The organism is Halotia branconii CENA392 (genome assembly GCF_029953635.1).
Taxonomy (GTDB): Bacteria; Cyanobacteriota; Cyanobacteriia; order Cyanobacteriales; family Nostocaceae; genus Halotia; species Halotia branconii.
On sequence record NZ_CP124543.1, the window covers coordinates 3,951,996 to 3,977,677 of the forward strand.

At 39.7% G+C, this 25,682-nt stretch carries 22 protein-coding genes; 10 read left to right on the plus strand and 12 right to left on the minus strand.

Annotated features, from left to right (window positions below; all coding sequences use genetic code 11):
• Positions 1–97 precede the first annotated feature (97 nt).
• The 5 genes from QI031_RS17320 to QI031_RS17340 form a co-directional block, all read right to left on the minus strand.
• A complete protein-coding gene (locus QI031_RS17320; RefSeq protein ID WP_281480901.1) occupies positions 98–1,285 on the minus strand; it encodes a 4-Cys prefix domain-containing protein in 1,188 nt (395 codons plus the stop codon).
• A 78-nt stretch (positions 1,286–1,363) separates the two neighbouring features.
• Positions 1,364–2,203, minus strand: a complete 840-nt coding sequence (locus QI031_RS17325) for an alpha/beta fold hydrolase (RefSeq protein ID WP_281480902.1) — start codon at positions 2,201–2,203, stop codon at positions 1,364–1,366.
• A 240-nt stretch (positions 2,204–2,443) separates the two neighbouring features.
• Positions 2,444–4,603 (minus strand): DNA helicase RecQ, encoded by a 2,160-nt coding sequence (gene recQ, locus QI031_RS17330; RefSeq protein ID WP_281480903.1) that lies wholly within the window; start codon positions 4,601–4,603, stop codon positions 2,444–2,446.
• A 139-nt stretch (positions 4,604–4,742) separates the two neighbouring features.
• Positions 4,743–6,335 (minus strand): DUF1565 domain-containing protein, encoded by a 1,593-nt coding sequence (locus QI031_RS17335; RefSeq protein ID WP_281480904.1) that lies wholly within the window; start codon positions 6,333–6,335, stop codon positions 4,743–4,745.
• A 70-nt stretch (positions 6,336–6,405) separates the two neighbouring features.
• On the minus strand, positions 6,406–6,885 hold the full coding sequence (locus QI031_RS17340) for a hypothetical protein (protein ID WP_281480905.1): 480 nt from the start codon (positions 6,883–6,885) through the stop codon (positions 6,406–6,408).
• A gap of 173 nt (positions 6,886–7,058) precedes the next feature.
• Here QI031_RS17340 and QI031_RS17345 point away from each other — a divergent pair, with 173 nt between their 5' ends.
• On the plus strand, positions 7,059–8,579 hold the full coding sequence (locus tag QI031_RS17345) for an FAD-dependent oxidoreductase (RefSeq protein WP_343217804.1): 1,521 nt from the start codon (positions 7,059–7,061) through the stop codon (positions 8,577–8,579).
• A 109-nt stretch (positions 8,580–8,688) separates the two neighbouring features.
• Positions 8,689–9,741, plus strand: coding sequence for an agmatinase SpeB (gene speB / locus QI031_RS17350; protein ID WP_281480906.1), 1,053 nt, complete (start codon positions 8,689–8,691; stop codon positions 9,739–9,741).
• A 189-nt stretch (positions 9,742–9,930) separates the two neighbouring features.
• Here the strand turns inward: speB and QI031_RS17355 are convergent, their stop codons facing one another.
• Together QI031_RS17355 and QI031_RS17360 are read right to left on the minus strand one after the other, a co-directional pair.
• Positions 9,931–10,950, minus strand: coding sequence for a 2-hydroxyacid dehydrogenase (locus tag QI031_RS17355; RefSeq protein ID WP_281480907.1), 1,020 nt, complete (start codon positions 10,948–10,950; stop codon positions 9,931–9,933).
• Between the two features lie 243 nt (positions 10,951–11,193).
• Positions 11,194–11,574, minus strand: a complete 381-nt coding sequence (locus QI031_RS17360) for a nuclear transport factor 2 family protein (RefSeq protein ID WP_281480908.1) — start codon at positions 11,572–11,574, stop codon at positions 11,194–11,196.
• 885 nt (positions 11,575–12,459) lie between these two features.
• Here QI031_RS17360 and QI031_RS17365 point away from each other — a divergent pair.
• The 7 genes from QI031_RS17365 (at position 12,460) to QI031_RS17395 (ending at position 19,842) form a co-directional block, all read left to right on the plus strand.
• A complete protein-coding gene (locus QI031_RS17365) occupies positions 12,460–12,876 on the plus strand; it encodes a DUF3119 family protein (RefSeq protein ID WP_281480909.1) in 417 nt (138 codons plus the stop codon).
• Between the two features lie 112 nt (positions 12,877–12,988).
• Positions 12,989–14,254: a DUF3086 domain-containing protein gene (locus tag QI031_RS17370; RefSeq protein WP_281480910.1), complete on the plus strand. Its 1,266-nt coding sequence runs from the start codon at positions 12,989–12,991 to the stop codon at positions 14,252–14,254.
• Between the two features lie 162 nt (positions 14,255–14,416).
• Positions 14,417–15,097: a glycerol-3-phosphate 1-O-acyltransferase PlsY gene (gene plsY / locus QI031_RS17375; RefSeq protein WP_281480911.1), complete on the plus strand. Its 681-nt coding sequence runs from the start codon at positions 14,417–14,419 to the stop codon at positions 15,095–15,097.
• Between the two features lies 1 nt (position 15,098).
• Positions 15,099–15,332 (plus strand): hypothetical protein, encoded by a 234-nt coding sequence (locus QI031_RS17380; RefSeq protein WP_281480912.1) that lies wholly within the window; start codon positions 15,099–15,101, stop codon positions 15,330–15,332.
• A 940-nt stretch (positions 15,333–16,272) separates the two neighbouring features.
• Complete coding sequence (locus QI031_RS17385) at positions 16,273–17,715, plus strand: HlyD family efflux transporter periplasmic adaptor subunit (protein ID WP_281480913.1); 1,443 nt, start codon at positions 16,273–16,275, stop codon at positions 17,713–17,715.
• Positions 17,716–17,918: 203 nt separating this feature from the next.
• Positions 17,919–19,073, plus strand: a complete 1,155-nt coding sequence (devC, locus tag QI031_RS17390) for an ABC transporter permease DevC (protein WP_281480914.1) — start codon at positions 17,919–17,921, stop codon at positions 19,071–19,073.
• A gap of 40 nt (positions 19,074–19,113) precedes the next feature.
• On the plus strand, positions 19,114–19,842 hold the full coding sequence (locus QI031_RS17395; RefSeq protein ID WP_281486062.1) for a DevA family ABC transporter ATP-binding protein: 729 nt from the start codon (positions 19,114–19,116) through the stop codon (positions 19,840–19,842).
• Between the two features lie 209 nt (positions 19,843–20,051).
• Here QI031_RS17395 and QI031_RS17400 read toward each other — a convergent pair whose 3' ends face one another.
• Entirely contained in the window at positions 20,052–20,492 is a 441-nt protein-coding gene (locus QI031_RS17400; RefSeq protein WP_281480915.1) for a GNAT family N-acetyltransferase, read from the minus strand.
• A gap of 215 nt (positions 20,493–20,707) precedes the next feature.
• Positions 20,708–21,493, minus strand: a complete 786-nt coding sequence (locus tag QI031_RS17405; protein ID WP_281486063.1) for a hypothetical protein — start codon at positions 21,491–21,493, stop codon at positions 20,708–20,710.
• A 105-nt stretch (positions 21,494–21,598) separates the two neighbouring features.
• On the opposite strand from QI031_RS17405, the gene QI031_RS17410 reads away from it, so the two are divergent.
• Positions 21,599–22,411 (plus strand): HAD family hydrolase, encoded by an 813-nt coding sequence (locus QI031_RS17410; protein WP_281480916.1) that lies wholly within the window; start codon positions 21,599–21,601, stop codon positions 22,409–22,411.
• Between the two features lie 95 nt (positions 22,412–22,506).
• Here the strand turns inward: QI031_RS17410 and QI031_RS17415 are convergent, their stop codons facing one another.
• From QI031_RS17415 to QI031_RS17425, 3 genes are all read right to left on the minus strand, one after another.
• Positions 22,507–22,836 carry a muconolactone Delta-isomerase family protein gene (locus QI031_RS17415; protein WP_281480917.1) on the minus strand — a complete coding sequence of 110 codons (330 nt, stop codon included), beginning with the start codon at positions 22,834–22,836 and terminating at the stop codon, positions 22,507–22,509.
• 91 nt (positions 22,837–22,927) lie between these two features.
• The gene (locus tag QI031_RS17420) at positions 22,928–23,707 is read right to left on the minus strand and encodes a hypothetical protein (protein ID WP_281480918.1); all 780 of its coding nucleotides are present in this window, start codon (positions 23,705–23,707) and stop codon (positions 22,928–22,930) included.
• A gap of 171 nt (positions 23,708–23,878) precedes the next feature.
• Positions 23,879–25,000: a glutamate--cysteine ligase gene (locus tag QI031_RS17425; RefSeq protein ID WP_281480919.1), complete on the minus strand. Its 1,122-nt coding sequence runs from the start codon at positions 24,998–25,000 to the stop codon at positions 23,879–23,881.
• Positions 25,001–25,682: the final 682 nt, after the last annotated feature.

A 25,682-nucleotide genomic window follows, 5' to 3' on the forward strand; every position in this document is an offset into this window, starting at 1 on the left:
GCCGTTCGACGGAGTCGTTCCCGAAGGGTAGGGATGCCCCCTGCCTTATTCCAACAGTAATTATTTACGCCGACCTACTTAGTAGGTTATGACATACCTATTTTTCCGACAAATTACTGATGATAGTTCTAAATTTATCCGCTGAACCCAAAGAATAATCCCTTAATTTAAAGTCACCAAAAGGCTTATTTTCTAACCTATCTCTGAGGGCTTCATCTAGAATTACATTTGCCGATTGTTTTTTAACACCAATCAAAATAACACTTCTTTGGTATGCGGTTGCTTCTTGATTTGTCTGACAATTACTACGTTGAAATCTGCCCAGATTTAATAAGCGATAACCTTTGACACTGGGTGTATTGCTAAACAACTTTTTTGCTAAAACTTGAATTTGTTTGGAACGCTCAAAGGCTCTGCGTTGTTCAACCTCTACATTACCTTCACAAGAAGCCATGCCTACAGAAATAATCTCACTAGGATTTTTCATAATTTTCTGTATTCCTTCTTGTTCTAAATTTAATTTTAAAACTTCTAGACTAATAACTTGATCGTTATATTTTATTTGAAAATTGCTGCCTACAAGCCATTTATACTCTACTGATAAAACAGCGATATTAAATTTAGCAATTCTACCTTGATTGTCTCTACCTTCCTCGTAGGGAAAATAATCAATTTTGCCTTTTCTTTGGGGAAATTGTCCTTGGCTTGGTAATGCTACAAATTTAGGATAACCCGTTGCAAAGGCGATCGCATTCAGTAACCCTAATGATACCAGCATTGCTGCAAACAAAGCTGTCAGAGGCACTTCTTTTGACTGCTTTGCTGATGGTGGTAAAGATGTATGAAGTTTTGTCTGGGATATTTGTTTAATTTGAGACTGTTGCTGTGCAGTTTCTTGAGCTGTTGGATGACTGCGCCGTTTTTGAAGCCACTGTTCTGAGTCGAAGCTGTCGATTTTTGCCATTGCAATGCAATGTAATACCAAACCATTTCTAGTTCGATATTGAAAATAACTATCGATTTGAGGAACATCAGCTTGTTGTCGAAACAGTTCTACTGCTTTAGCATCGTTTGATAAATCCTCATGAAGTACCTTGAGGATTTTCGATGTACTGTGTTCGTGTATCTCATAAACTTTGCCAAAGCCAGTTTTGTCACTTAACAAACGTATTACCCGATAACGGCCTAGCAATTCCAACTGAGAACCACAACTTTTACAGAAGCGGTCTTTGTCATTTTCAGAGTAATAGGGTTGAGGACAAGCTGGATTTATACAAAGGCACATAACTGACTGAATCTGTGGTAAAACTTAGCACAGGCTCATCTCATTCTGGTGTTTGCGTCGAATGAGCATGAGATAGATTCACCTATACTCTTCTGCTAAGAAAGCTGACACAGTCCGGTTAAATGCTTCAGGATTGCTCAAAAAAGGCCAATGATTGCCGGGAACTTGGCACAAATGTAAATTTTTCAAATAGGTTTTGTAAGGTTGGAGTTGCCAATCTTGACGGTTAACCCCTTTTTCTGGCTGAATGAACAAAGTAGGAGTATCAAGGAAAGTTGTCAAACCCGGTACTTGCATTACTTCCTCAAAAATTTGATCGCGGGCTGCTAAAGTAAACTTACTACCCCAGCTACCATCAGCTTTTTGTTCAATTCCGGCTTGAAAAACTTGCTGCTGTAAAGTAGTCCATCCTTGATATTGGCTTAACTGGCGTATTTGTTGTTCTGCTTCTTCGTAACTAGCAAATGGCCCCATACCTTTGAGAAAAGGCAAGACTCGGTATAAAAAGGGAAATGTGAACTTGAAGAAACTGGGCATTTTCCAGATGAAAATCGGATCAACCAGAACCATACTCCGCAAACGTTCTGGACTTTTTCTTGCCCAAATAGCAGCTAATTTCCCCGTCCAAGAGTGACTAACAACATGAGCAGAAGTCCATCCCAAATGATCCATGAGTGCTTCTAAATCTGCGATCGCACTATCAAAGCTATAATCTTGATCTGGCTTGCTGCTTTCGCCATGACCGCGCATGTCTGGGGCAATAATGTGATAATCTGCTGCCAAGTAATCACCTAAGCTAGACCAAACAAGGGCGTTGTCGGCTAAACCATGCAACAGCAATAAAGGTACTTGACCTTGCTGCCACTCTAAATAAGAAAGTTGAATATCAGGCTGGGATAAAACTTGACGTAAAGGCATCAGAAGACATCCATCTGGAGATAGACAAACTGTTAAGCATTTAATTTGCACATTGAGGTCGCAGGGGGGCAGGGAGCAGGGGAGAGGATTTGCAGCTTTTATTACCATGAACATGGTGCAATTTAAATGATGATTAACTTAGCTTGGCGCTTATATGGTACTGTAAAAGCCTTCTTTCAAGTTATGACTTTTTCTACAGAAACGTTGAATGTCAATAAAAGCCTGATACAAACCAAACGATTAAGATTTACGACTTTCACGCCGCCACTTTTCCCGCATCAGGCGAATTTCATCAAAGGTGTAGCTTTCACCCAGTTGTTCTTTAATTGGAGTCAATGAAATATCACCAAGCACTTCTAAAACTTGCCAAATTTTTTGTTGATGTTCTAATGGTATTAACTGATTAAAATCTACAGGTTGATTTTTCTCAATTAATTTTGCGAGGTGATTAAAAACTGTCGAGGGGCTGAGATTGCGTTTTTGGGCAATTTCGGCAATATTCAAACCTTGTTGATGCAATTTTAAGGTTGTCAATTCGGTGTCAGTAGGTAAATTTTTAAAGGCTGTATCACTATCTGATTGTTCTGGTATGCCTTGTTCTTGGCGATAGGCTTTGATTTCTGCCAGGAACTTTTTACCATACTGAGCAAGTTTATGACTACCTACGCCAGAAAGTTTAGCAAACTCAGTTAAAGTTTGAGGTTGTACTTGCGCCATGAGTTTCAGCGTCGAATCGGGAAAGACAACATACGGTGGTACAGATTGTTGATCAGCTAGTTGTTTGCGGAGCGATCGCAAATTTTGCAATAATACTTCTGCGGCAACAGCTTTTTCACTTCCTTCTTCCCAAGTAATTTTTTGGGCGATGGGAACCGCAATTGCCACTGTACGCTGACGCTTCATGACTTCCCAACTTAAGGCGTTCAGTTTCAAAACAGAGTAACCATCATTAGTTTGTTCTAGCAGACCTTGGTGCAAAAGCGATCGCCCCAGCATTCGCCACTCATCTAAACCTCTATCTTTACCAATACCGTAGGTAGAAAGTTTATCGTGTTCGTATTGAGTAACTTTCTGGTTTTTTGCACCCCGCAACACATCAATAATGTGCAACATCCCAAATCTTTCTTTACAACGCGCCACACAAGATAAAAACTTCATGGCTTCAATTGTCCAATCTTGCATGGGTTTGGGATGACGGCAATTATCACAGTTGCCACAATTACCCGAAAAACGTTCGCCAAAATAACCTAATTGAATTGTACGGCGGCAATCTGTACCTTCAGCATAATCAATTACCTGCCGTAGTTGTTGTTTAGCAATCAATTGTTCTTGAGGATCAGTTTTTTGATTAATACTCCATTCAATAGTTTTAATATCACTAAAACTAAAAAATAATGTACAACGTGAGGGTTCGCTATCTCTTCCTGCCCTCCCAGATTCTTGATAATAACTTTCTAAATTACGTGGTAAATCAAAGTGAACAACTAACCGCACATCAGGTTTATTAATTCCCATCCCGAAGGCAATTGTTGCCACCATCACGCGGACATCATCTCGAATAAATCGAGTTTGATTTGTGGAACGTTCTGCATCAGTTAATCCGGCATGATAAGACAAAGCCGAAATCTGATCATTTTGTAGTTTAAAGGTGAGTTCATCAACCTTTTTACGAGTTAAGCAATAAATAATTGCCGAACCATCAATTTCTCTAATTAATTCTAATAGTTCAGTATAAGCATATTTAGTTTTAGAACGAACTTCGTAATATAAGTTTTGGCGGTTGAAGCTGGCAATGTGGATACTAGGTTGCTTTAATCCTAATTGTTGGATAATATCACCACGGACACGATCTGTTGCTGTGGCTGTGAGGGCGATAGTAGGAACATTAGGATAGCGTTTCCGTAATGATTTTAACTGGCGATATTCTGGGCGAAAGTCATGCCCCCATTCGGAAACACAGTGTGCTTCGTCAATCGCAAAGGTAGAAATACCAATTTCGTGATTTACTAAATCTAAAAATGGCAAAAATCTTTCACTTAAAAGACGTTCTGGGGCGACGTAGACTAATTTAACTTTACCTTTAAGAATAGCTTCTTCACGCGATCGCACTTGATAAGCATTCAGACTGCTATTGAGAAATGTGGCGCTAATATTATTATTTCGCAGCGCTTCCACTTGGTCTTGCATTAAAGCAATTAGTGGCGACACCACCACCGTTAAACCTTTTTTGATTAGTGCTGGTAATTGAAAACACAGAGACTTTCCTCCACCCGTAGGCATTACAACCAGTAAATCTCGATTTTGCAGCGCATCTTCGATAATTTGTCGTTGTCCAGGGCGGAATTGATCGTAACCGAAGTTATATTTTAGCGCTTGTTCGAGATGAGGATACTGAAGCATAGCGATCGCTTTTTGAGAGGCGTTCTGTGTAAATAGTTATAACAGCATTATAAAAAACTCCACCCACAAGGGGATAGAGTTTGGTCAATGGTTAGTGGTCAGTGGTCAGTCAACTAACAACTGACCCGCATAGCGTAAATCAAACAGTCACTATATAAGGCGAGTTAATCGCCGCTACACGATTGGCATCAACCAAAGCTTGATATACCATTACTGCTACCTCAGCGCGTGTAGCATCGCGGGTAGGGTTAAGTTGCTTGAGATTTGGATAATTAACAATAATCTGCTTACCGATAGCTTTTGCGACCTCATCTTTAGCATAATCAGGAATCTTTGCTTGGTCATCAAAAGCCTTAATGGCAGTTGCAACATTGCTAGATAATCCTAAGCCGATACCGTTTATCAAAGAGACAATTACTTGTACACGCTCGATATTTTTGTTTGGGGCAAAGGTATTATCAGGAAAGCCAGAGAGAAACTGTCCTTGATATGCTTGTTCAATTACTTTAGATGCCCAAAAACTATCTGCTACATCTTTGAATTTAATTGCAGCACGTTTAACGGGTGGATTAAAAGCCTTTACTAATAAAGCTGCAAACTGCGCCCGTGTCATTGTAGCATCGGGTCTAAATGTGCGATCGGGAAAACCGCTGACTATTCCTTGTTTGACTAATTCTCGAATAAATACAGATGCCCAATGATTACCAATGTCACTTAAGTCGATAGGACTAGGTGTGGGGGTTGGTGCAGGTATAGGAGTCGGTGTCGGGGTTGGCGTTGGTACAGGTATGGGAGTCGGTGTCGGTGTTGGTGTTGGTGCAGGTATAGGAGTTGGTGTCGGCGTTGGGGTTGGGGTTGGAACCTGATTATCTGCAAACTCTACGTTACCCGTAACCTTAGCCGGATTGATTTGATTGCCTATTGAAATTAGTTTGTTGGAACTGGCATTCTGCACATCAAATTTACCGTTATTACGTAAAATATTCCCACCTGGGTTATTGATGCTGCCAATGTCTGGTAACGCATTGGCAATTATCGTAAGACCATCATCAGTGTTATTTTCACTAAGATTGTTACGCAATACAGGACGCGCACTACCAGAAATGATTATTCCAGAACGGTTTTCAGAAATTTTGTTGTCTATTAGTGTGGGTGATGCTGTATCACTAATAGCAATACCATAACCTGTTTTATAGCAAGTATTACCTTGAATTTTACCTTGGGAATTTTTAGCGATCGCAATCCCATTTGCAGCATTCTCGCTGAACACGTTACCCAAAATAATTGGATTAGCATCGCCTGTAGTAAAGACTCCCTCACGTTTGCACTGGGTAAAGGTGCAATTAGCAACGGTAGGAGATGTTGATTCCACCCAGACACCACTACCCCGACTCGCTAAATTAGTAACTGTCACTCCTCGAAGTTCGGCGTTATCTTGCAAGACGAAGGTGACATTTTGACCAGCAAAGGTGCGGCTGAGGTAACTACCACTGCCTTCGATCAAAATACTGCTACCCTTGTTGATTTCGTTGCCAACCACCATTACTTCAGATGGAACTGTCAGAGGAAAAACTTCCCCACTAGCGGCATTGTAATTACCAGTTGCAAGTTGAATCTTGGTATCGCTTGTGGCAACCTTGAGGGCTTGAGTGATTGTTTTAAATGGGGCTTGTTGATTACCAGCATTAGTATCACTGCCTATTGCTGGATTTACGTAAAAAAGCTGTGGCATATTTATACTGTCAAAAAATACATTGCCATCCTAAGCGCTAACCTTTAAAATCGGTAGCGATCGCAACATTTTAATTTGCAAAAATAACTACCACAGTCACCCAGCACATTCCAGAAGACTGAGAAGAAGGCGGCTTTGCGGGAAACTCCCCACTCCTGCCAAAGTAATCATCTCTTTGATGATGTTTGAAGTTTACCAAATAAAGTAAAAAGCGCGATCGCTCGACCTTTAAGCTTGGTGATTCAACTTCTGAACTCGAAAGTTGAACTTTGGAAGCTGAATGATGCAGTAAAAAGCGCGATCGCTCGACCTTTAAGCTTGGTGATTCAACTTCTGAACTCGAAAGTTGGACTTTGGAAGACGAATGATGCAGTAAAAAGCGCGATCGCTTCACCTTTGAGCTTGGTGATTCAACTTCTGAACTCGAAAGTTGAACTTTGGAAGATGAATGATGCAGTAAAAAGCGCGATCGCTTCACCTTTAAGCTTGGTGATTCAACTTCTGAACTCGAAAGTTGGACTTTGGAAGCTGAATAGTTATACCATTTCACGAAATTATTGATACAAATTACTTTTCTTACTCCCCCTGCCTCCGGTCACTGAGTTTCGACTACGCTCAACTGCCGCGTAGCCGAAGTGCTGCTTCCCCTGCTTGCCCAAATGTATCAACTTTAAAGTGAAACGGTATTAATGGTGCGATCATCAACATTCTTTGATAATGAGTATGTACAACCTGTTAAAACATCAATTAAGCAACCACATGTTTACAGACACATCAAACTCTGTTGCCTTTTCTGCTTCTCCTGTGGAGATTTACGATGTTGTAGTGGTTGGCGCTGGCCCGATTGGGCTAGCAACTGCTATTGGCTTACGCAAGCGTGGTATTGAAAACATTCTTGTTATTGATCAAACTCGTGCCTTTCGTCAGGTTGGTCAGGTTTTGGATCTTCTCCCCAACGGATTAAAAGCCATCAAACATCTAGATCCTAATGCTTACGAAGAAGTCAAAAAAAGTGCTATTAATTTCTTGAAAAATACACAGCCTCATCATGAAAAATCTGTCAGTAAAGCTCCAGATAAAACCCCTCCCAAAACTTCACGCCAATGGGTTTATAAAAACTTGCATGGGCAGAAACTTCGGTCAATTCCTCTAGATTTCGACGACTGGTTTCGAGATTATGGTGAGGGTCGAGTATCAATTTTTTGGTATGTTTTGCAAACAACATTAAGACACTTACTTCCCCCAGACAAAGTAAAAGCTAATCACCGTTGCATCAACGTTGTCAATGAGCCAGAAAATTGTTGTGTTCGCATAGACTGTGTATCTGATACAACGATGGAAGCTAATCCTTATGCATATTGGGTTGATAGGCAGCAACAAAATGATATACAGTCTCAGATGTTAGATACTGCTCCTCAAGAATCAGCGACAAAATCGTTTCGAGCTAAGTTAGTTGTTGCAGCAGATGGAATCAATTCTACAGTTCGTAAAATACTTTATACAGATAGTCCATCTCATGATTTTGCCAAACCTGAATATTCTGGATTTGCAGCAATAGCTTGTAGAGAAATAGCCGATATCTCAAATAATTTGCAAACAGAAATTAAAGAAAAATTCTTTCCAGATTCATCAGTTGTTACCGTCAGTAATGATGAAATATCCACAAATCCTGATTGTACACAAGATACAAGAATGATGTTATTTCGTAGACAAGATAACCAACTGGGATATCTTCTACATTTGACTTTGCCTTTAGATGTTTTACAAGGTAAATCTGGCAATTCCTTAACTCAATTAGCCTTGCAGGAACTAAAAAAAGCAAACTTCCCCAATATACTCAAGCAATTGGTGAGTGTATCTCCTGCTGCCACAATAGAGCAGCGTCCATATTATATTCACCGTGCTGTCACTCAATCAGCCTGGAGTGCAGGACGAATTGTGTTAGTTGGTGATGCAGCTCATGGAATGCCTCCTTTCATGGCTCAAGGAGCTAATCAAGGATTGGAAGATGCCTTGGTAATTGCAACACTGATTGCTAAAATTGCAGAATCAAATAACTGGGATGACATACCAACTTTAACGAAAGCCTTCAAGAAATATGAGCATCTTCGTCGCCCAGTCATGGCTTATGTGCAACAGGTAACACTAAAACGGTTTCCTTATTCGTCAGACAAAGATTGGCAAGAGTATGGCAAACAAGTGTATTGCCGAAATTTTGATCAAATGCTAGAAGCTTTAATGTAAAAGAGACTAGAGACTAGGGACTAGGGACTAGAGTGGTGTATTTCATCCAAATGAAAACCGCCATAGTAACTGATAACTGATAACTGATAACTGATAACTGATAACTGAAATGAGTAATCAACTTCAAGACTACAATCCTAGCGGCATAGGTGAAATCAATGGCAACCTTTTAGGCTTGCCGTTTGATTACGAATCTGCAAATTTGATTGTTTTTGGTATGCCCTGGGAAGTTACTGTTTCCTATGGCGCAGGTACAGCCAACGGTCCCCAACGGGTTTTGGATGCTTCAACTCAACTAGATTTATTTGATTTCGATCATCCTGATGGCTGGAAACAAGGGATTTTTATGGTAGAAATTCCCCAGGATATTTTAGAGAAAAATATATACTACCGCGCCTTAGCAGCAAAAATTATTGAACGCTTAGGACAAGGTCAACCACTCACAGCAACACCAGATTTGACACCTGTCCTTAGAGAAATTAATCAAGCTGGTCAACAGGTAAATCAATGGTTGTTTGCCCAGTGCCAAGAAGCAATGAACAAGGGCAAGCGAGTTGCTGTCATTGGTGGCGACCACAGTTCACCATTGGGTTATTTACAAGCATTAGCAGCGAAATACACCGATTTTGGAATTTTGCACATCGACGCTCACGCAGATTTACGTGATGCCTATGAAGAATTTGAATTTTCTCATGCGTCTATTATGTTTAATGCAATGAAACTACCGCAAATTTCGCGGTTAGTGCAGGTCGGTTTGCGTGATATTTGTCATGATGAAGTGCAAATAATTGACCAATCTCATGGCCGCATTGTTGCTTACTACGATCCAGCTATTAAACAAAAACTTTACTCTGGCACGACTTGGATTGATTTGTGTCGAGAAATAATCAGTCATTTACCTGAATACGTTTACATCAGCTTTGATGTAGATGGTCTTGATCCTAAACTCTGTTCGAGTACAGGTACTCCTGTTCCTGGTGGACTGGAGTTAGAACAAGCTTTTTGTCTGTTTAGAGAATTGGTCAAGAGTAGTAAAAAAATTATTGGTTTTGATGTCTGCGAAGTTGGTGATGCTGAGTGGGATGGTAATGTAGGTGCGCGGATTGTTTATAAGTTAGCAAATTTGATGGATTTATCTCAGCGACAATCTACGACGGCATAATCGCTGACGATATTTTGTCATCTGTATAAACCTGTAATACTTTATATTTATGAATCAGCTAAGTAAGTCGGTGAAATAAAACCAAACTATGTGAATAAAAGTAAATAAGGCTCAAACTCTTTCTCACCCTGCCCCCTGCCCCCTGCCCCCTGCCCCCTGCTTATCTCAACGATAATTATTGACATCGACCTACTTAACCGACTCCTTAGCTTGCGGTTGGGCGCGGACTTCATTCGGACAGGGACGGCCTTGTTCAACGTCAGCAATATTAGCAAAAGTTGTCTCTGCAATATTTTGGAGAGCTTCTTCTGTAAAAAAGGCTTGGTGTCCAGTAATCAAGACGTTAGGAAAAGTTGTCAAGCGTTGAAAAACATCATCTTGAATAATTTCACCAGACAAATCTTCAAAGAATAAGTCTGATTCTTGCTCGTAAACATCCACACCCAAAGAGCCTATCTGGCAGGATTTGAGTCCTTCAATTACAGCTTGGGTATCTATTAGCGCTCCGCGACTGGTGTTAATTAACATTACCCGTGGCTTCATTTGTTTTATCGCTTCGGCGTTGATTAAATGATGAGTCTCAGGAGTTAGAGGACAATGCAAAGAAATGATATCAGAGTTGGCAAATAGTTCAGGTAGTTCTACATATTTCCCCCCCATTGCCTCTAATTCTGAGTTGCGGTAGACATCATAAGCTAGTATGTGACAACCAAACCCTTTCATAATCTGTCCTAAAATCAGACCGATTTTTCCAGTACCGATAATCCCCACTGTGCGACCATTGAGATTAAATCCCAAAAGTCCTGCGAGGGAGAAATTACCTTCTCGGACACGGTTATAGGCTCGATGAATGTTGCGATTGAGGCTCAAAATTAACCCAACAGTATGTTCTGCTACTCCATAAGGTGAGTATGCAGGAACACGGACAACAGTAATTCCTAAGTCTGCTGCGGCTTGTAAATCTACATTGTTGAACCCTGCACAGCGGAGAACAACTAAACGCGTTCCCCTAGAGGCCAGAATCTCTAAGGTTGAGGCATTAACTTGGTCATGTACAAATACGCAAACTGCTGGAAATTCGGCGGCTAAGATAGCAGTATCATGATTCAGTCGGGGTTCAAAGAAGACCAACTCATGTTGGTTGGGAGAATTTGCAGCTGACAAAAACTGCCGGTCATAGGCTTTTGTACTGAATACTGCGACTTTCATGCAAAACCTTGGGCTGAAACTGCATATTTTCTTATATATAATAGCTTGCGGATTTAAAGGTGCGTTAACGTCAGTTTTGCCGCTAGGCATCGCTCTTTCTCTAACTGCCAGCCATAGCTACCATTATTTGAGAATCTCACGACTAAAGCAAAACTTGAGGATTTAGCAGACTACACTTCTGTTTGCAGAAATTTTCGCTGATAGCGAGTCCGCGAGCGTCTTGTAATCTTTAACTTTTAATTTTTAATTTTCCGAAGGGTTGGCTGGCGTTTGAGTGTCGAAATATTCACGCCATCGACTGATATAACCATCTTGGAAATCGATAACAATAACATCGTGGGCTTTGTTACGATGACCTGTAGCTTTTTCAGTATCTTCATAATGCCACTCAACTGCGGCTTGATTATGGTCAATCAAAATCCGTTTAATATCAATTTTTACATTTGTATATTGTTGAACAAAATTAGTAATCTCTTCTCGAATTTTTGTTCTTCCTTGCCATTTTTTACCCGGCAAAATAATTTCACCATCTGCTGTAAACATTTGTGTAATAGCATCAGCGTCTTGATTAACCCAAGCATGTCTCGCTTTTTCAATTAAAGTCATAATTTCTTGTTGATTCATATTATTTCGATTTGCGAATGCCGGATCATTTAACAATTTTATATATAGGAATGCTGTTGTAATTCTTAGGGTTAGACAGTATTTATATGAATCATTTTAAAAATAACTATTTTGTGGTTTTCAATGTAACTTACTTAAAACATGATATAGGACTCCTATTTGATTTTTGAACACGATTCAGTACATATCTATCTCTTCTTAACTGTTCCCTGTTTCCTGTTTCCTGTTCCCTACCTACACAAATAAATTCACCGAATCAAACCGGATTACTATATCAAGAGAACACTAACCAGAGATAGGTAATAGCAATCAAGACAGTTATTTCTTCAGTTTGACTATGGTTATTCCCCAAGAGAGACTAACTTTCAGTTTTGAAATTGCTATTGTTATTACATAACAGTTTAGTACTGGATGGGTGTTATGCCGCTGTGACCCATTGTCGTGTATCCAAGGAGAGCGATCGCAGATACATGGACAGTACTAGAGAATAACTCAGCAACTTGTGGAGTTTTTATCGCTTCCTCCACTTTGTTACCACCAAGGGAAGGCTAAACCCTTCATCAGAGCGGTCTGAGGTGGTAAAGAGCTAGTGTTTTTCGGTAGTTTCTTAAAATTATTTAAGTTGCTCTACTATTTAATCTGCTTTCGTTCACTTGATGAATGAAGGCAGTTTAGCTATTAAAAAACTGCGATCGCAGTCAGTATTCAGTATTTTGTATTTTTACCACTAAGACACAAAGATGAAGAAGGGTTTTTGGGGTGTAAATGCGATCGCCTTTTCTCCCTGCCCACTGAGCGACTTGTACTGAGCGTAGTCGAAGTAGGCCGAAGTGCTGCCCCTCTGCTCCCTGCTTCTTTTGACCCCTAACTCTTAAAATAGGAACTATGTCTACTAAAAGAGCAGGATTGGAAACTGTGACTACTTCATTTGTGCCTAACTTTGGATCAACAGTAAAACTCAAACCTAGTTACAATATCCCTGTAGTATTGGTGATTGCAGCCATTCCCTTAGTCTTGGTGCAAGCTTGGTTAGGAGTAGCGATCGCTTTGTTTGGCTTGTTTCTTTTGTTTCAAACTGTAACATTGTCCTTGCATTTTACCGCCACCGACTTAGATATTTATAGAGGCGAAAAATTACTCCGGCGCTTTCCCTACCAAGAATGGCAAAACTGGCGGATCTTCTGGAATCCAGTTCCTATACTGTTTTATTTTAAAGAAGTTAAAAGTATTCACTTTTTACCGATTTTGTTTGACCCCAACGCCCTGAAAACTTGCTTAGAAGAACGTTGCCCACGAATTTAGCTAGGGGCTAGGGGCTAGGGACTAGGGGCTAGGGTGGTGTATTCTATCCGTAAGAAAAACGCTATATTTCTGAAAGCTATTTATTCGCATTATAGGAATTGCACTATAGTTTATGAACTCAGAGGAATCCCGAACCCCAGAACCGATTGATGAATGGTTAGAGCAAATACAAGAACAAAACCTTAATGTTGAAAATTCAGATGTGGAAACAGCAGGGTTAACTTCTGAAGTTAACGCCCAAGCAGATGATGCCAACCAACCTCTGTCCGTATCTAATCAGAAAATGGCAGATTCTGAAGTTGAGCTGACACAAGAATCAGATGCCGAATTAGTAGCAAATACCACACAAGAGTCAGAAACAGTAGAATTAACGCCATCAGATAATTCACCATATACACAAGCAGAGCAACGAATTGTCCAGTTGCAAAGCACTGAAGCAGCTTTAAAAACAGAAATAGCTAACTTACAAACGTCCTACAAAACCCTCCAGGCACAACTGAGTGAAACTCAAACTACGATGGGGCGATTTATACAAGAGTCGCTGGTGCAACTAGAACAACGTAAACAAGCACTGCAAATTTCTGTAGAACAGCTAGAACGCCGTCAAGAACGCATCCGTAATGAGATGCGAACCACTTTTGCAGGAACATCTCAAGATTTAGCGATTCGGGTACAGGGTTTTAAAGACTATCTTACCGGTAGCTTACAAGATTTAGCCGTCGCTGCCGAGCAATTGCAACTTGTACCCTCTGTAGTAGAACGACAAAAGCCAGATGTCCCAGAAACTAGAGCAACCAAAGCTGAACCTGAACTAGTAACACCGCAATTTGCCCAACAACAGTTTCAAGAAACAACAAAGAAAATTCGCCGCTTACTTGACCAATACCGCAGCAAACCAGATTATTATGGCCCTCCTTGGCAATTGCGTCGTACCTTTGAACCAGTTCATGCTGAACGAGTTGCTAACTGGTTTTTTAGCCAAGGAGGACGAGGTGCTTTGCGGACAATGGGTAGCCGCTTACAAAATATTCTCATTACCTCAGCAGTGATTTCGATTTTACACAAGCTGTATGGCGATCGCGTCCGTACTTTGGTTTTAGCTAATACGCCAGAACGACTCGGTGAATGGCGGCGCGGCTTGCAAGACTGTCTAGGAATAGGTCGCCCAGATTTCGGACCTGATCGAGGTGTAGTATTGTTTGAAACACCAGAAGCTTTATCCCAAAAAGCAGACCGCTTAGTAAAAGCAAATCAGCTACCCTTGATTATTATTGATGATTCTGAAGAGCAAATCAGTCTGGCAATGCTGCAATTTCCTTTGTGGTTGGCATTTGCCCCTGACCCCAAAACAGTGAGAAATTATGATAATGACTTTTAATTAGTCAGTGGTATTGGTCAGTAGTCAGTGGAAATAAGCAACTGACTACTGACAACACTTCGACATGGTTCGACTGCGCTCACCAGCCGCTCAGTGCATCGCTGACAACTGACAACTAACAACTAACAACTGACAACCGACAACTAACAACCGACAACTTTTATGACTATTTGGTTAACTTTATGTGGGGCAATTGTAGTCGTAGCTTACCTGCTGGGTTCCTTTCCCACTGGCTACATTGCTGTGAAAAAGTTAAAAGGTATTGATATTCGGGAAGTTGGTTCAGGTTCAACCGGAGCAACTAACGTATTAAGGACTTTAGGCAAAGGGCCGGGAGCATTTGTATTAGTACTGGATTGTTTGAAGGGAGTCTTAGCTATCAATCTGGTTTACTGGTTGTTTGAGTTTGCTAACAGTGAAAATTTGATCCCTGCAACGGTAGATATAAATTTGTGGCTCTCTTGGATGGTAATTTTGATTGGGTCAGCCGCTATTCTAGGACACAGTAAATCAATTTTTTTGGGCTTTAGTGGTGGGAAATCTGTAGCTACTAGTTTGGGGATTTTATTAGCAATGAGTTGGCAAGTAGGTTTGGCCACAGCAGGTATTTTTGCTTTTGTCTTTGCTGTATCGCGGATTGTTTCTTTGAGTTCAATTGCAGGTGCGATCGCTGTTTCTGCTTTTATGCTAATTTTTCATCAACCATTACCTTATATATTGTTTGCGATCGTTGGTGGAATTTATGTAATATTGCGCCATCGTAGCAATATTGAGCGACTACTTGCAGGAACTGAGCCAAAAATTGGACAGCAAGTCGTAACGAAACCAGAACAAACTGCATAAATTGCGAAATGCCAGCAATGTTTGGGGAGCTTTGGCAGTTGGTTCTAATGATGCTTGTGTTACTGGCTGGGGATATAATACCAATCATTCAGGAAAAGGTAAGTCTATTGCAGCACGCTATGCTGTGCAAACTTGTAAAAATTATGGTGGTGTAAATTGTCGAGTAATTTTCACTAGAGAAGCTAGATATCGTGTTATTGATCATGGGTTAGTATTAGTTCCAGCTAAGCAGTAACTAGTTTGAGGGCGATATTCAGATTATTGACTAAAACTGCGCTGTTGCTGTTGGCATTTTGTTGTTCCTTTAAGCTTGCTCTTTATCTCTCCTCATCTGTAGGCTCTGCTACGTTTTCCCGTAACTGATGAATGTAGAATTTATTCAGCGATAGTTTAATGGAGTTTAGACAACAACAGCAAGGTCTTGGAAGCAGATATCGATAAGTATAAACTACCAACTCTGCTTACAAGTTGACCATAAATTTAAGGAAACTGAAATGTCAGGAATGCTCTATTTTACATATATATTTTAGCCCTTGAACTACGTGGCAGTTGAGCGCAGCGCCGCACTGACTTGTGCTGAGTTTAGCCTGAGCGTAGCCGAAAGGCGCAGTCGTAAAGCCTACGGCATAGCTACGCTTATCGCGCAGCGTCTTTGACAGGAGAAGGGCGTAGTCGAAGTGTCGAAACTCAGGGCTTTAATTAGTCGTTGACTAAATGAAGGAATACGCAATTTTTCAGCAAGATTATGTTCAAAGCTCATCAATTTAGACTTCTATCAGAGCTATATCTAGGTAATTGATAGTAATAACTTTGCCTTGGTAGTCAAGAGTATAGCAGTATATGCCGTACTCAATTTTATAGGTAAAGTATTTATGAAATTGTTGATGTAGTCTCTTTCAAACTCCACAAAAGTAATTTAAGTTGCAGCAAATATCGGCAAGTTTTTACTTACTGATATCTGTCTACAAAAACATACTTGCTTAATTTGTGCCAGGTTGCCATCAAAAATAGTATCTGGGTGAAGCAAACTCTTGAATTTTAAGCAATATTCGGCTTTGGGCTGCTGTTGTTTTTTGAAGCTGGCTGTTTGCTAAAAACCCTTATTGACAAATTTAACTAAGCCTACGTAGCTTTTTACTTCCATCAGCACAATTTAGATAAACAGGCAACTTACTATGTCAAGGGTGACTGAGACAAGATCAATAGAGCAGCCACTTGATCCAGAACAACCTAAGGTTTGGTGGGGTATTGCTGTAGCTCTGCCAATAGCGATCGCAGCTGGACTTCTCACCACAGCTAAAGTTGAACAGCTCAGAAAGCTAAGCCCATCTGTGCCTGTAAAACCAGCTGCTAACAGCATTAGTGCTGTAGGGCGTTTGGAACCACGAGGGGAAGTGATTCAACTTTCTGCCCCAACCGCAGGCGCACAAGCTGCATCACGAGTTCAGCAAATCTTTGTCAAAGAAGGAGAACGGGTAAAAAAAGGTCAAGTAATTGCGATTTTAGACAATCATGATACTCAAATAGCAGCTTTAGAAGAAGCAAAAGCCAAACTACTAGAATCTCGTGCTAATTTAGCCCAGCTAAGAGTGGGATCACCAAGGGATATTCAAGCTCAAACAGCAATTATTGCTCGTTTACAAGCTCAGTTGCGTGGAGAAAAAGAAGCCCAGCAAGCCACAATCACTAGAGTTGCTGCCCAATTGAGTGGGGAAAAACTTACTCAACAGGCAACAATAAATCGTCTAGAAGCAGAACTTCGGGGGCAAAAAGATAGTTTAAGAGCAACGATCGCGCGGGTACAAGCTCAACAGCGTAATGCTCAAGTCGATGCTGGACGCTATGACTACTTATACCGAGAAGGTGCTATTTCCCAGCAAGAACGGGACAATAGACGTTTGAGTGCAGTAACTACTAGTCAACAAGTTATTGAAAGCCAAGCCACCTTAAGGCAGACACTAGCAACTTTAAGGCAACAACTGGCTGAGGCTAGAGCTAATCAAGTTACAAATTTAGCAACTTTGCAACAGCAACTGATCGAAGCTAAAGTTAACCGCGACAAAACTGTAGCAACTTTGCAAAAGCAAATTGATGAAGAAAAAGCCAGATTGAACAGACTTATAGATGTTCGTCCTACTGATATGCAAATAGCCCAAGCTCAAGTTAGTAATGCGATCGCTAGTGTCAGACAAGCGGAAGCACAACTAAAATTAAGCTATGTCCAAGCCCCAACTGCTGGCGAAATTTTAGCAGTTCATACCAAGTCAGGAGAAGCCATCAGTCCCAATGGTATTGCTGAGATTGGACAAACCGAGCAAATGATGGTGATTGCTGAAGTTCCTGAAGACAGTATTGGTAGAGTGCGTTTAGGTCAAAATGCCACGATTACCAGTGATAATGGGGCTTTTAGTGAAGAATTAAAGGGAACTGTAACTGAAATTGGCAGAAAAATTGGTAAAAAAGATGTGCTGAATACAGATCCAGCAGCAGACGTGGATGCCAGAGTCGTAGAAGTCAAAATTGCTTTATCTCCAGAAGATAGCTTCAAAGTTTCAGGTTTAACTTACGGCAAAGTTCTTGTTGAGATTAATAACTATAGCAACAATCAAGTACCTTAAGACATCGAAAAGGTAACTACTTCAGAAAAAAAAGCTGAAGGTTGTTAGCGTAATGAGACATTACACCAATTCTCCAAAATCTGGCAACACATTCAAACTCCGAAACCCAGATCAGAACTTTTATTAATTACGAATTGGTATTAGTCTAGACTGAAATTTTATCATTCATCATTCCCACTTCTTACTTTATCAAAGCCTAGAAAATGAATCATAAAATACCTCTGTCTTGGCTACAATTAACGCGGGAAAAGACTCGTTTAGCCGTAGCTTTGGCAGGAATTGCCTTTGCCGATATTTTGATGTTTATGCAACTTGGTTTTCGGGATGCTCTCTATTATAGTAATGTCCGTTTACATAGTAGTTTGATAGCTGACGTTGTTTTAATCAATAGTCAATCTAATGCTGTGTTAGCGATGAAAAGCTTTTCCCAACGGCGATTGTATAAAGCTTTAGAATTACCAATAGTAAAATCAGTACATCCAATATATTTAGATTATACAAGCTGGAAAAATCCCGTGACTGGTCGTCCTCGGAGTATTTTGACATTTGGAATTAATCCAGAGACGAATGTGTTTGATTTACCTGGAGTTCCGGAAAACTTAGAAAAGCTAAAACTGCCTGATGTAGTTTTATTTGACCGTTCTTCTCGTAAAGAATATGGTCCCATTGCTGCTGAATTTAATCAAGGAAACATTGTAACAGCAGAAGTAAGAAGAAGAAGAATTAAAGTAGCAGGACTATTTACTTTAGGTGCGTCCTTTGGGGCAGATGGTAATTTAATTACTAGTGATGTTAATTTTTTGCGGATATTTAATAACCGTCAGCGGGGATTAATTGATATTGGTCTCATTAAATTAAATCCGGGAGTAAATGCGACTATTGCTGCTGAACAATTGCGAAATTATTTACCTGAAGATATTAATGTTTTAACTAAGCAAGAATTTATTGATTTTGAGCGTAATTATTGGGCTAGTAGTACAGCTATTGGTTTTATTTTCACTCTAGGAACAGTTATGGGTTTTATCGTAGGAACCGTAATTGTTTACCAAATTCTTTATACCGAAGTTTCAGATCATTTATCTGAATATGCTACTTTAAAAGCCATAGGTTATACACAAACATATTTATTAACTGTGATTCTTCAAGAAGCTTTAATGTTAGCTTGTTTAGGATATATACCAGGATGGATATTTACTATGTTGATGTATAACACTGCTAGAAATGCTACACTTTTGCCCGTTTTTATGAGCTTTGAACGTGCAATCACAGTGCTAATTTTGACGATAATTATGTGTTTTATTTCTGGAGCGATCGCAGTTCGTAAATTGCGCTCTGCTGATCCAGCAGATATCTTCTAACTGCTGTAAAAAACTATTGAATTGTAATACCTAACTTATGATGAAAAAAGAACCTGTAATTTCCATTAAAAACCTCAATCATTACTATGGTAAAGGCTCACTCAAAAAACAAATTTTGTTTGATATTAACTTAGATATTTATCCTGGTGAGATTGTGATTATGACCGGACCATCAGGGTCAGGTAAAACAACATTATTGAGTTTGATTGGTGGTTTGCGCTCTGTACAAGAAGGAAGTCTCCAGTTTTCCGGTATAGAATTGTATGGTGCTAGCCAAAATAAATTAGTCCAAATTCGGCGGAACATTGGCTATATTTTTCAGGCTCACAACTTGCTAGGATTTTTAACTGCTACCCAAAATGTCCAGATGGCAGTGGAATTGAATAAAACAGTTTCTCAAAGCGAAGCAATTGCTAAATCACAAGCTATGTTGGGGGCTGTTGGTTTACAAGAACGAGCTAGTTATTACCCCGATAATCTTTCTGGTGGACAAAAACAAAGAATAGCGATCGCTCGTGCCTTAGTAAATAGTCCTCCACTAGTTTTAGCAGACGAACCAACCGCAGCATTAGACAAACAATCAGGACGTGATGTGGTAGAGATCATGCAAGGACTAGCCAAAGAGCAAGGAACTTCTATTTTGCTAGTGACACACGATAACCGGATTTTGGATATAGCTGATCGCATTGTAGAAATGGAAGATGGTCTTTTAGCTCGTGACTCCCAAGGCACAGTCACCAGTCCCAATCCTGAGAGCCAAAAATCATAATAGCTAAAGTCTAAACAGTTATTATTGAGTGCAGAAACCCAAAAACCCTCTCCTCTGCGCCTCTGTCTTGAAAAGTTTCCTACGCCGGGAAACCCGGCTTTCCTGCGGAACGCTTACGCGAACGAGGAACTTTTCGCTGCGCCTCTGCGTGAGATAAATAATCTGTGGTTCATTACCTAAAGCCACCTAAAAGCTAAATTATGCTGTTGCTAAAACCGCAATGCATAATGATAAAACTCCTCGTCTTTTAAATATCCACGCGATTCATATAGCTCTTGTGCTGCCGAGTTTAAAATCTGAGTTGATAACACAACTCGAACCGCTTTACTTTGTTTTGCATAGTTTTCGGCAGCCTCCATCAATAATCGAGCTACTCCCTTGTTTCGATGCACTTCCTGCACAAACAAATCATTCAAAATCCAAACTCTTTTCATCGATACCGAAGAAAAGCTGGGATAAAGCTGTGTAAACCCTACCAAGTCGCCCTGATCATTTGCTACAAATATTACAGAGTCACGATTTTGGAGCCGTTCATCTAAAAATTTCTTCGCAGATTCAAGATCAGATGTCTGTTGATAAAAAACGCGATACTGATCAAACAATACTGTTAAGCCTTCTAAATGTTCATCAGCTGCTAAAATGACTTGCATTCATTTACCCCACACTTGAATGTAGACTACATGCACCATATAGCAGTGAAACGTAGTCATACTAAATTATTTACCAATTAATATCTCATTGATGATCTCAAAATAATTTAACCTTAAACACCAAATTAATAGCCTTTCAACAAGCATTAAACGACCGAAATATATTCGGCATAACTTATAGCTGCACCCTCAAACTATAATTATTTAACTCCAGACTACTTTTGCGGTGTCATAGCATTTGGTTGGCGACTAGTGCGGAAAGTTACATTCACGCCCTCATTTGATTGTTCCAGCACCAATAAAGGTGTAGGCTTAGCCTTTTGATCCCAATGCATGTGGGCAATTCGGCCTTGAAGTGTTGGTTGCCAAGTATCGTGGTCTTCTATGGGGCTAAGATAAGTTTCAATACAGTCGATAATTTGGCTAATAGTAGCAGAAGTTGCTTGTGTCGGTAACTTCATCAAGCGAATTTGAATGCGAAACAGTACTCGCTTAGCTGAATTTGGTGGTGTACCTGTCTCATACTCGACATCAAAGGTTTCATCAACTTGCCGTCCAGCACTATTAGCAATTCCTACTGTTCCTTGTTGGGATTGATTGGGACGTAAAGCTTGAGAAATTTTATCTTTAACCCTAATTTTAATTTGATTCAAGATTGCAAAATGAAACACTTCCTCAGACATTCGCATTCGCAGATAGTCGAGGTTGAAGTCCCGTGAGTTAACTAAATCAGGATTAGTTTCCATTTTGCGAATTGTTTCCAGCGCTAGTTTAAACTTTTTCTCTAGTTCTCGCGCCCGGAATTTTTCAAACTTGAGCTTTTTCTCAAATTTATTCATCTGGAACTTGCCATACACAATCAAAGCAATCACTGCTAAAGCTAGTCCTCCAGAAGTTGCAACTAAAACTGGTGGCATCTGAGGATCGCTTGCTGGTACTTGCTGGGATGCCTTTCTAGGCTTTGCTCCTGAGGATTGGGCAAGAAACATCGGATTTAGCATGGCTGGCAAACATAGATACTTGACTTATTATTTTTAGGATGCCCAAATTGTGAAGGTCATCTTGCTGTATTATGTGTATTTTTTACGGCTTTTATTAAATTGCGTATGTACGGAGATTTCACAAGTTCTAGGCAACTGTCTCAGATTACATCTAACTGCTTGAGTAACATTCGCCTCATCGCTACAGATATGGATGGCACATTGACTAAGAAAGGCAAGTTTTCTGCCGCATTACTACAGACTTTAGAAGATTTAGCAGCAGCGAGGATCAAAGTACTAATTATTACGGGACGTTCCGCTGGCTGGGTAAGTGGACTGAGTAGCTTAATGCCAGTTGCGGGTGCTGTGGCAGAAAATGGCGGTTTATTTTATCCATCTGGGAAAGAAGAACCAGTCGCCTTAACACCGATTCCCGATTTAGTAGAACATCGCCAACATTTAGCTGGGGTTTTTGCACAATTAAAACTTAAATTTCCGCAAATTCAAGAATCTGCTGATAATCGTTTTCGCATCACTGATTGGACATTTGATGTAGCAACTTTAAATACCGATGAACTACAGATACTAAGTAATCTCTGTCAACAAATGGGTTGGGGATTTACCTACAGTAACGTGCAGTGTCACATTAAACCCCAAGGACAAGATAAGGCTGTAGGATTGTTACAGGTATTGCAAGAATATTTACCCGACTACTCACCAGAACAAATTGTGACTGTTGGTGATAGCCCTAATGATGAAAGTTTATTTAATCAACGTTATTTTCCTATTTCTGTTGGTGTAGCCAATGTGTTGAAATATGCAAAGCAATTACAATATCAGCCTACTTATATTACTGCCGCAGCTGAAGGAGAAGGTTTTTGTGAATTATCTAGTTATATTTTGAACAGTCTTGAAGATTTCCCTGGCTTTAAGGTTTAACCAAAGCCGGGGATCATTATTTGATGTAACTTCCATCGGTTAGAAGAAAATCACAAAATCAAAATTATTTTTCGTTATGCTTCATTTCATATTGATTATGTATTTGTTTTGGTAGAATCAAGGCGATCGCTAACATCAGTCGCAAAATCTTCATAGCGTCTCAAAGAAACCACCTCAACATGAACATACTGCCCCATTTTTTTCATAACAGGTAAATCCAACAGAATTTGGTCGAGTATATCTGGTGATGGGACATCGACAATCGCAATCACTCGCCGCATCCCCACACATTTCCACAAATCTACGATAGTGCCGTTTTGCTTAGCTGCCAGCGCTGTATCTGCTTCTTCTTTCCAGATAGTCAGTAGATCTTGCTGTGACATATCCGCAGCGTATTCAACTTGAAAATCCAGATGGTACAACATAGTTATATTAAGTAAAGGATACAAAAGATGTAGACAATAGGGTTTCGTTGAAACCCTATAAATTAAGTTACTCTAATCCACACCTATTTCTTTAAACCAAATAACTAGTATTAGGCACAATTGGAAAGAAAGCATACTCATACCAAGCAGTCCAGATAAAACTACGAATCCATCGCTCTCGTTTTTGTGGACTCAACTCATATTCAAACACTCCTTGAGATGCATCAATGGCAGATAAGTGAGAATTACAACCGCAACCATGCTGATAAGTAAAACCGTACTTGGAAGCAATGCTTTGTATTTTCATTTGCATAGCAAACACCTTACCAGCATGTAGCATGGCATCCCAAGACCGCTTATGCTCTATATCACGCTTGTCAAATCTCAGGGCGCGTTCTTCAAACACATGATCTCGATAAATGGGAGCTAAATGCACATGGTAAAAGCTTGCAGGAAGTTCGTAACCAAACTCCTGGAAAAGTTCCATGCCAATCTGAGCCACTTTCATCTCATCAGCATAATTAACACCTTTAGACTCAACATCACGTAGAACTTTTGCAAAGTTTGGATAGTTGTGAGTCATTAAGTCATGTCCATAAAATTCTAGGGTTTCACGTCCTAGATATCCAAATAGTTGGGAAAATGAAGGTTTGAGGTGAGCTAATGCTGGGTGATCGCTAAACAAGTCTACATCACCTTGTTCTAATTTATATTGAAATAACTGTGCCATCTCAACATAAATTTGGGGATTGCAGAGTCCGACATTTGCTGTTCCCTGAGCGATGTCTTGCCACACAGGAGGTAGTTGAGAAATAGGAAGGGCATTTTCCCCTGCAATGACTGCAATATTAGGAACTTCAAGCAGTTGCATACGTAATTTCCATTAAAACTGTAATCAGTAATTTACCGTAAGTAACACTTATCTTGTTGTATCAACAGAATCAAAAAATGTTTTACAGACCGTCTTTTGACAAATGGCAGATAGTAGTGTTAGCAATTGGGCTAATCAAGTTAACTTTTATGTTTTAAATTTCGCCAGCGATCACTGTTGATGGTATTTTGAGACTTGGTAAGTTTGTCTAAGAGTATCTTCTATAGAACCTACACTTTCAAACACTTCTATGAGTTCGTGAGATTTTGTTTTCCGCTTTGCCAAAATATTTTTTAGTGGTGTTAACAAATGATAGTCTGGATCATCTTTTAGGGCAGTTTCAACTGCTTGCATAACTTTTGTGGCATTGGCAAAAATATTTTCGTTATCAAAGCCTTCTTTGGCTGAAAGCTGGTGTAAATCTGCATCAGGTGTAGTTGCTCTCCCTAGTAAAGTTTGATCTAAAATCAGACCTTTTAATAATGCCAGTAATGCTGCATACATTGAAAAATCATCACAACTATCACAAGCTTTAAATTCGATACGGCCTACTTCTGCGGGAAGGCGGGCAATTTTTGTTAACGAAGGGGTGCTATTAATTAATTGTTCTTGTGTTTGGACAAAAACTAAGGCAGCTGGTCTTTTTCCTGTTCTGATAAATGTCCTGACTGATAGTCCATCCCATAGACTGCCATTATAAAAGGGAGAACTATAACTAAAAGGCACAATATAAGGACTATAATAAGTTAATTTTTTTCCGATATCAATGACAGTTTCAATCGGCAAATCTGCCACTGAAATATTTAAATCTGGACCATACGTCACCATATAAATATTAGCAGTTTGTTCGTCAGGATAAGCCTGTAGTTGTTTCAGCTCATAATCATTTAATGGCGGTTGAGGTTCAAAAACTGTTTTGTAGGGATTAAAACTAGTTAAAACTGGTGAATAATTAAATTTAGTAGCAATTTCACATAATAAACGAAAACTGTCGGATAATTCATCAATAGCATTTTGAATATTAGAATGTATGGTTGTTCTGATTTCGATACCTTTTGAGACGCAATCAATGACTTTATCAGAATTAGCAAATCGCTCAAATCCCTCAATGTACCATCTCTTCATTCTAATGCCGGCATCACCAACCCGTAGCTGCAAATAATCATCAGGATATATGGGTAGTTTTTCCACAATTTGATTGAAATCAGTAAACTTAGTGCAGGAAAAATCAGCAAACTTTCCTTCTTTATTCAAGAAAGCAACTTCGTGTTCAAGACCAAAAAAGAATTGCATATATACCTTAATTACTGATTGAACCTTGTGGATATTAGTTGAACTAGTCGTGTACTCACTAGTTAAGACTTATTCCTGATAAACAACGAACTATCTGAGTTATTTTTGCAGTAGTGAATCTCTCAAATCCGCAGCTAATTATACCCAAAATCGTAGATAATTAGGGATTTACTGTGATTAAATATTCTGTCTAAAACTCGTAAGCTTTGATTCAGAGGGAAATTAGTAATATCTTTTGAAGAAGACCAGGATTAATTTTAATTGTGCTTATGAATGTCTCCACTGTCCACTACACAGATTAACTCCTTTCTTTAGTTTAATAAAAAATATTCTCAAGACTAATTTAAATGAATTTTACCTCAAGATGTACTATTGCGGATAAAAAATTTGATGTTGCTGAATATATCTTTTTGAGTTGCAAGTCCTGAAAACCAATATTTATTACTAGCGATAGTGTCAAGTAAGTCGGTGAAATAAAATCAAACTATGTGAATAAAAGTAAATAAAACTCAAACTCTTTCTCCCCCTGCTCTTGGTTACTGAGCGACTTGTACTGAGTTTAGCCTGAGCGTTGGTTGCTGAGTTTCGACTTCGCTCAACTGCCGCGCAGTCGAAGCAAGCCGAAGTGCTGCTCCCTGCTTTATCCCAACGATAATTATTAACATCGACCTACTTAGGGCTT

Coding starts and splice junctions, on each gene's coding strand:
- QI031_RS17320 (WP_281480901.1), bottom strand. CDS start 1,285: ATGTGCCTTTGTATAAATCCAGCTTGTCCTCAACCCTATTACTCTGAA.
- QI031_RS17325 (WP_281480902.1), bottom strand. CDS start 2,203: ATGCCTTTACGTCAAGTTTTATCCCAGCCTGATATTCAACTTTCTTAT.
- recQ (WP_281480903.1), bottom strand. CDS start 4,603: ATGCTTCAGTATCCTCATCTCGAACAAGCGCTAAAATATAACTTCGGT.
- QI031_RS17335 (WP_281480904.1), bottom strand. CDS start 6,335: ATGCCACAGCTTTTTTACGTAAATCCAGCAATAGGCAGTGATACTAAT.
- QI031_RS17345 (WP_343217804.1), top strand. CDS start 7,059: ATGTACAACCTGTTAAAACATCAATTAAGCAACCACATGTTTACAGAC.
- speB (WP_281480906.1), top strand. CDS start 8,689: ATGAGTAATCAACTTCAAGACTACAATCCTAGCGGCATAGGTGAAATC.
- QI031_RS17355 (WP_281480907.1), bottom strand. CDS start 10,950: ATGAAAGTCGCAGTATTCAGTACAAAAGCCTATGACCGGCAGTTTTTG.
- QI031_RS17360 (WP_281480908.1), bottom strand. CDS start 11,574: ATGAATCAACAAGAAATTATGACTTTAATTGAAAAAGCGAGACATGCT.
- QI031_RS17365 (WP_281480909.1), top strand. CDS start 12,460: ATGTCTACTAAAAGAGCAGGATTGGAAACTGTGACTACTTCATTTGTG.
- QI031_RS17370 (WP_281480910.1), top strand. CDS start 12,989: ATGAACTCAGAGGAATCCCGAACCCCAGAACCGATTGATGAATGGTTA.
- plsY (WP_281480911.1), top strand. CDS start 14,417: ATGACTATTTGGTTAACTTTATGTGGGGCAATTGTAGTCGTAGCTTAC.
- QI031_RS17385 (WP_281480913.1), top strand. CDS start 16,273: ATGTCAAGGGTGACTGAGACAAGATCAATAGAGCAGCCACTTGATCCA.
- devC (WP_281480914.1), top strand. CDS start 17,919: ATGAATCATAAAATACCTCTGTCTTGGCTACAATTAACGCGGGAAAAG.
- QI031_RS17395 (WP_281486062.1), top strand. CDS start 19,114: ATGAAAAAAGAACCTGTAATTTCCATTAAAAACCTCAATCATTACTAT.
- QI031_RS17400 (WP_281480915.1), bottom strand. CDS start 20,492: ATGCAAGTCATTTTAGCAGCTGATGAACATTTAGAAGGCTTAACAGTA.
- QI031_RS17405 (WP_281486063.1), bottom strand. CDS start 21,493: ATGCTAAATCCGATGTTTCTTGCCCAATCCTCAGGAGCAAAGCCTAGA.
- QI031_RS17410 (WP_281480916.1), top strand. CDS start 21,599: ATGTACGGAGATTTCACAAGTTCTAGGCAACTGTCTCAGATTACATCT.
- QI031_RS17415 (WP_281480917.1), bottom strand. CDS start 22,836: ATGTTGTACCATCTGGATTTTCAAGTTGAATACGCTGCGGATATGTCA.
- QI031_RS17420 (WP_281480918.1), bottom strand. CDS start 23,707: ATGCAACTGCTTGAAGTTCCTAATATTGCAGTCATTGCAGGGGAAAAT.
- QI031_RS17425 (WP_281480919.1), bottom strand. CDS start 25,000: ATGCAATTCTTTTTTGGTCTTGAACACGAAGTTGCTTTCTTGAATAAA.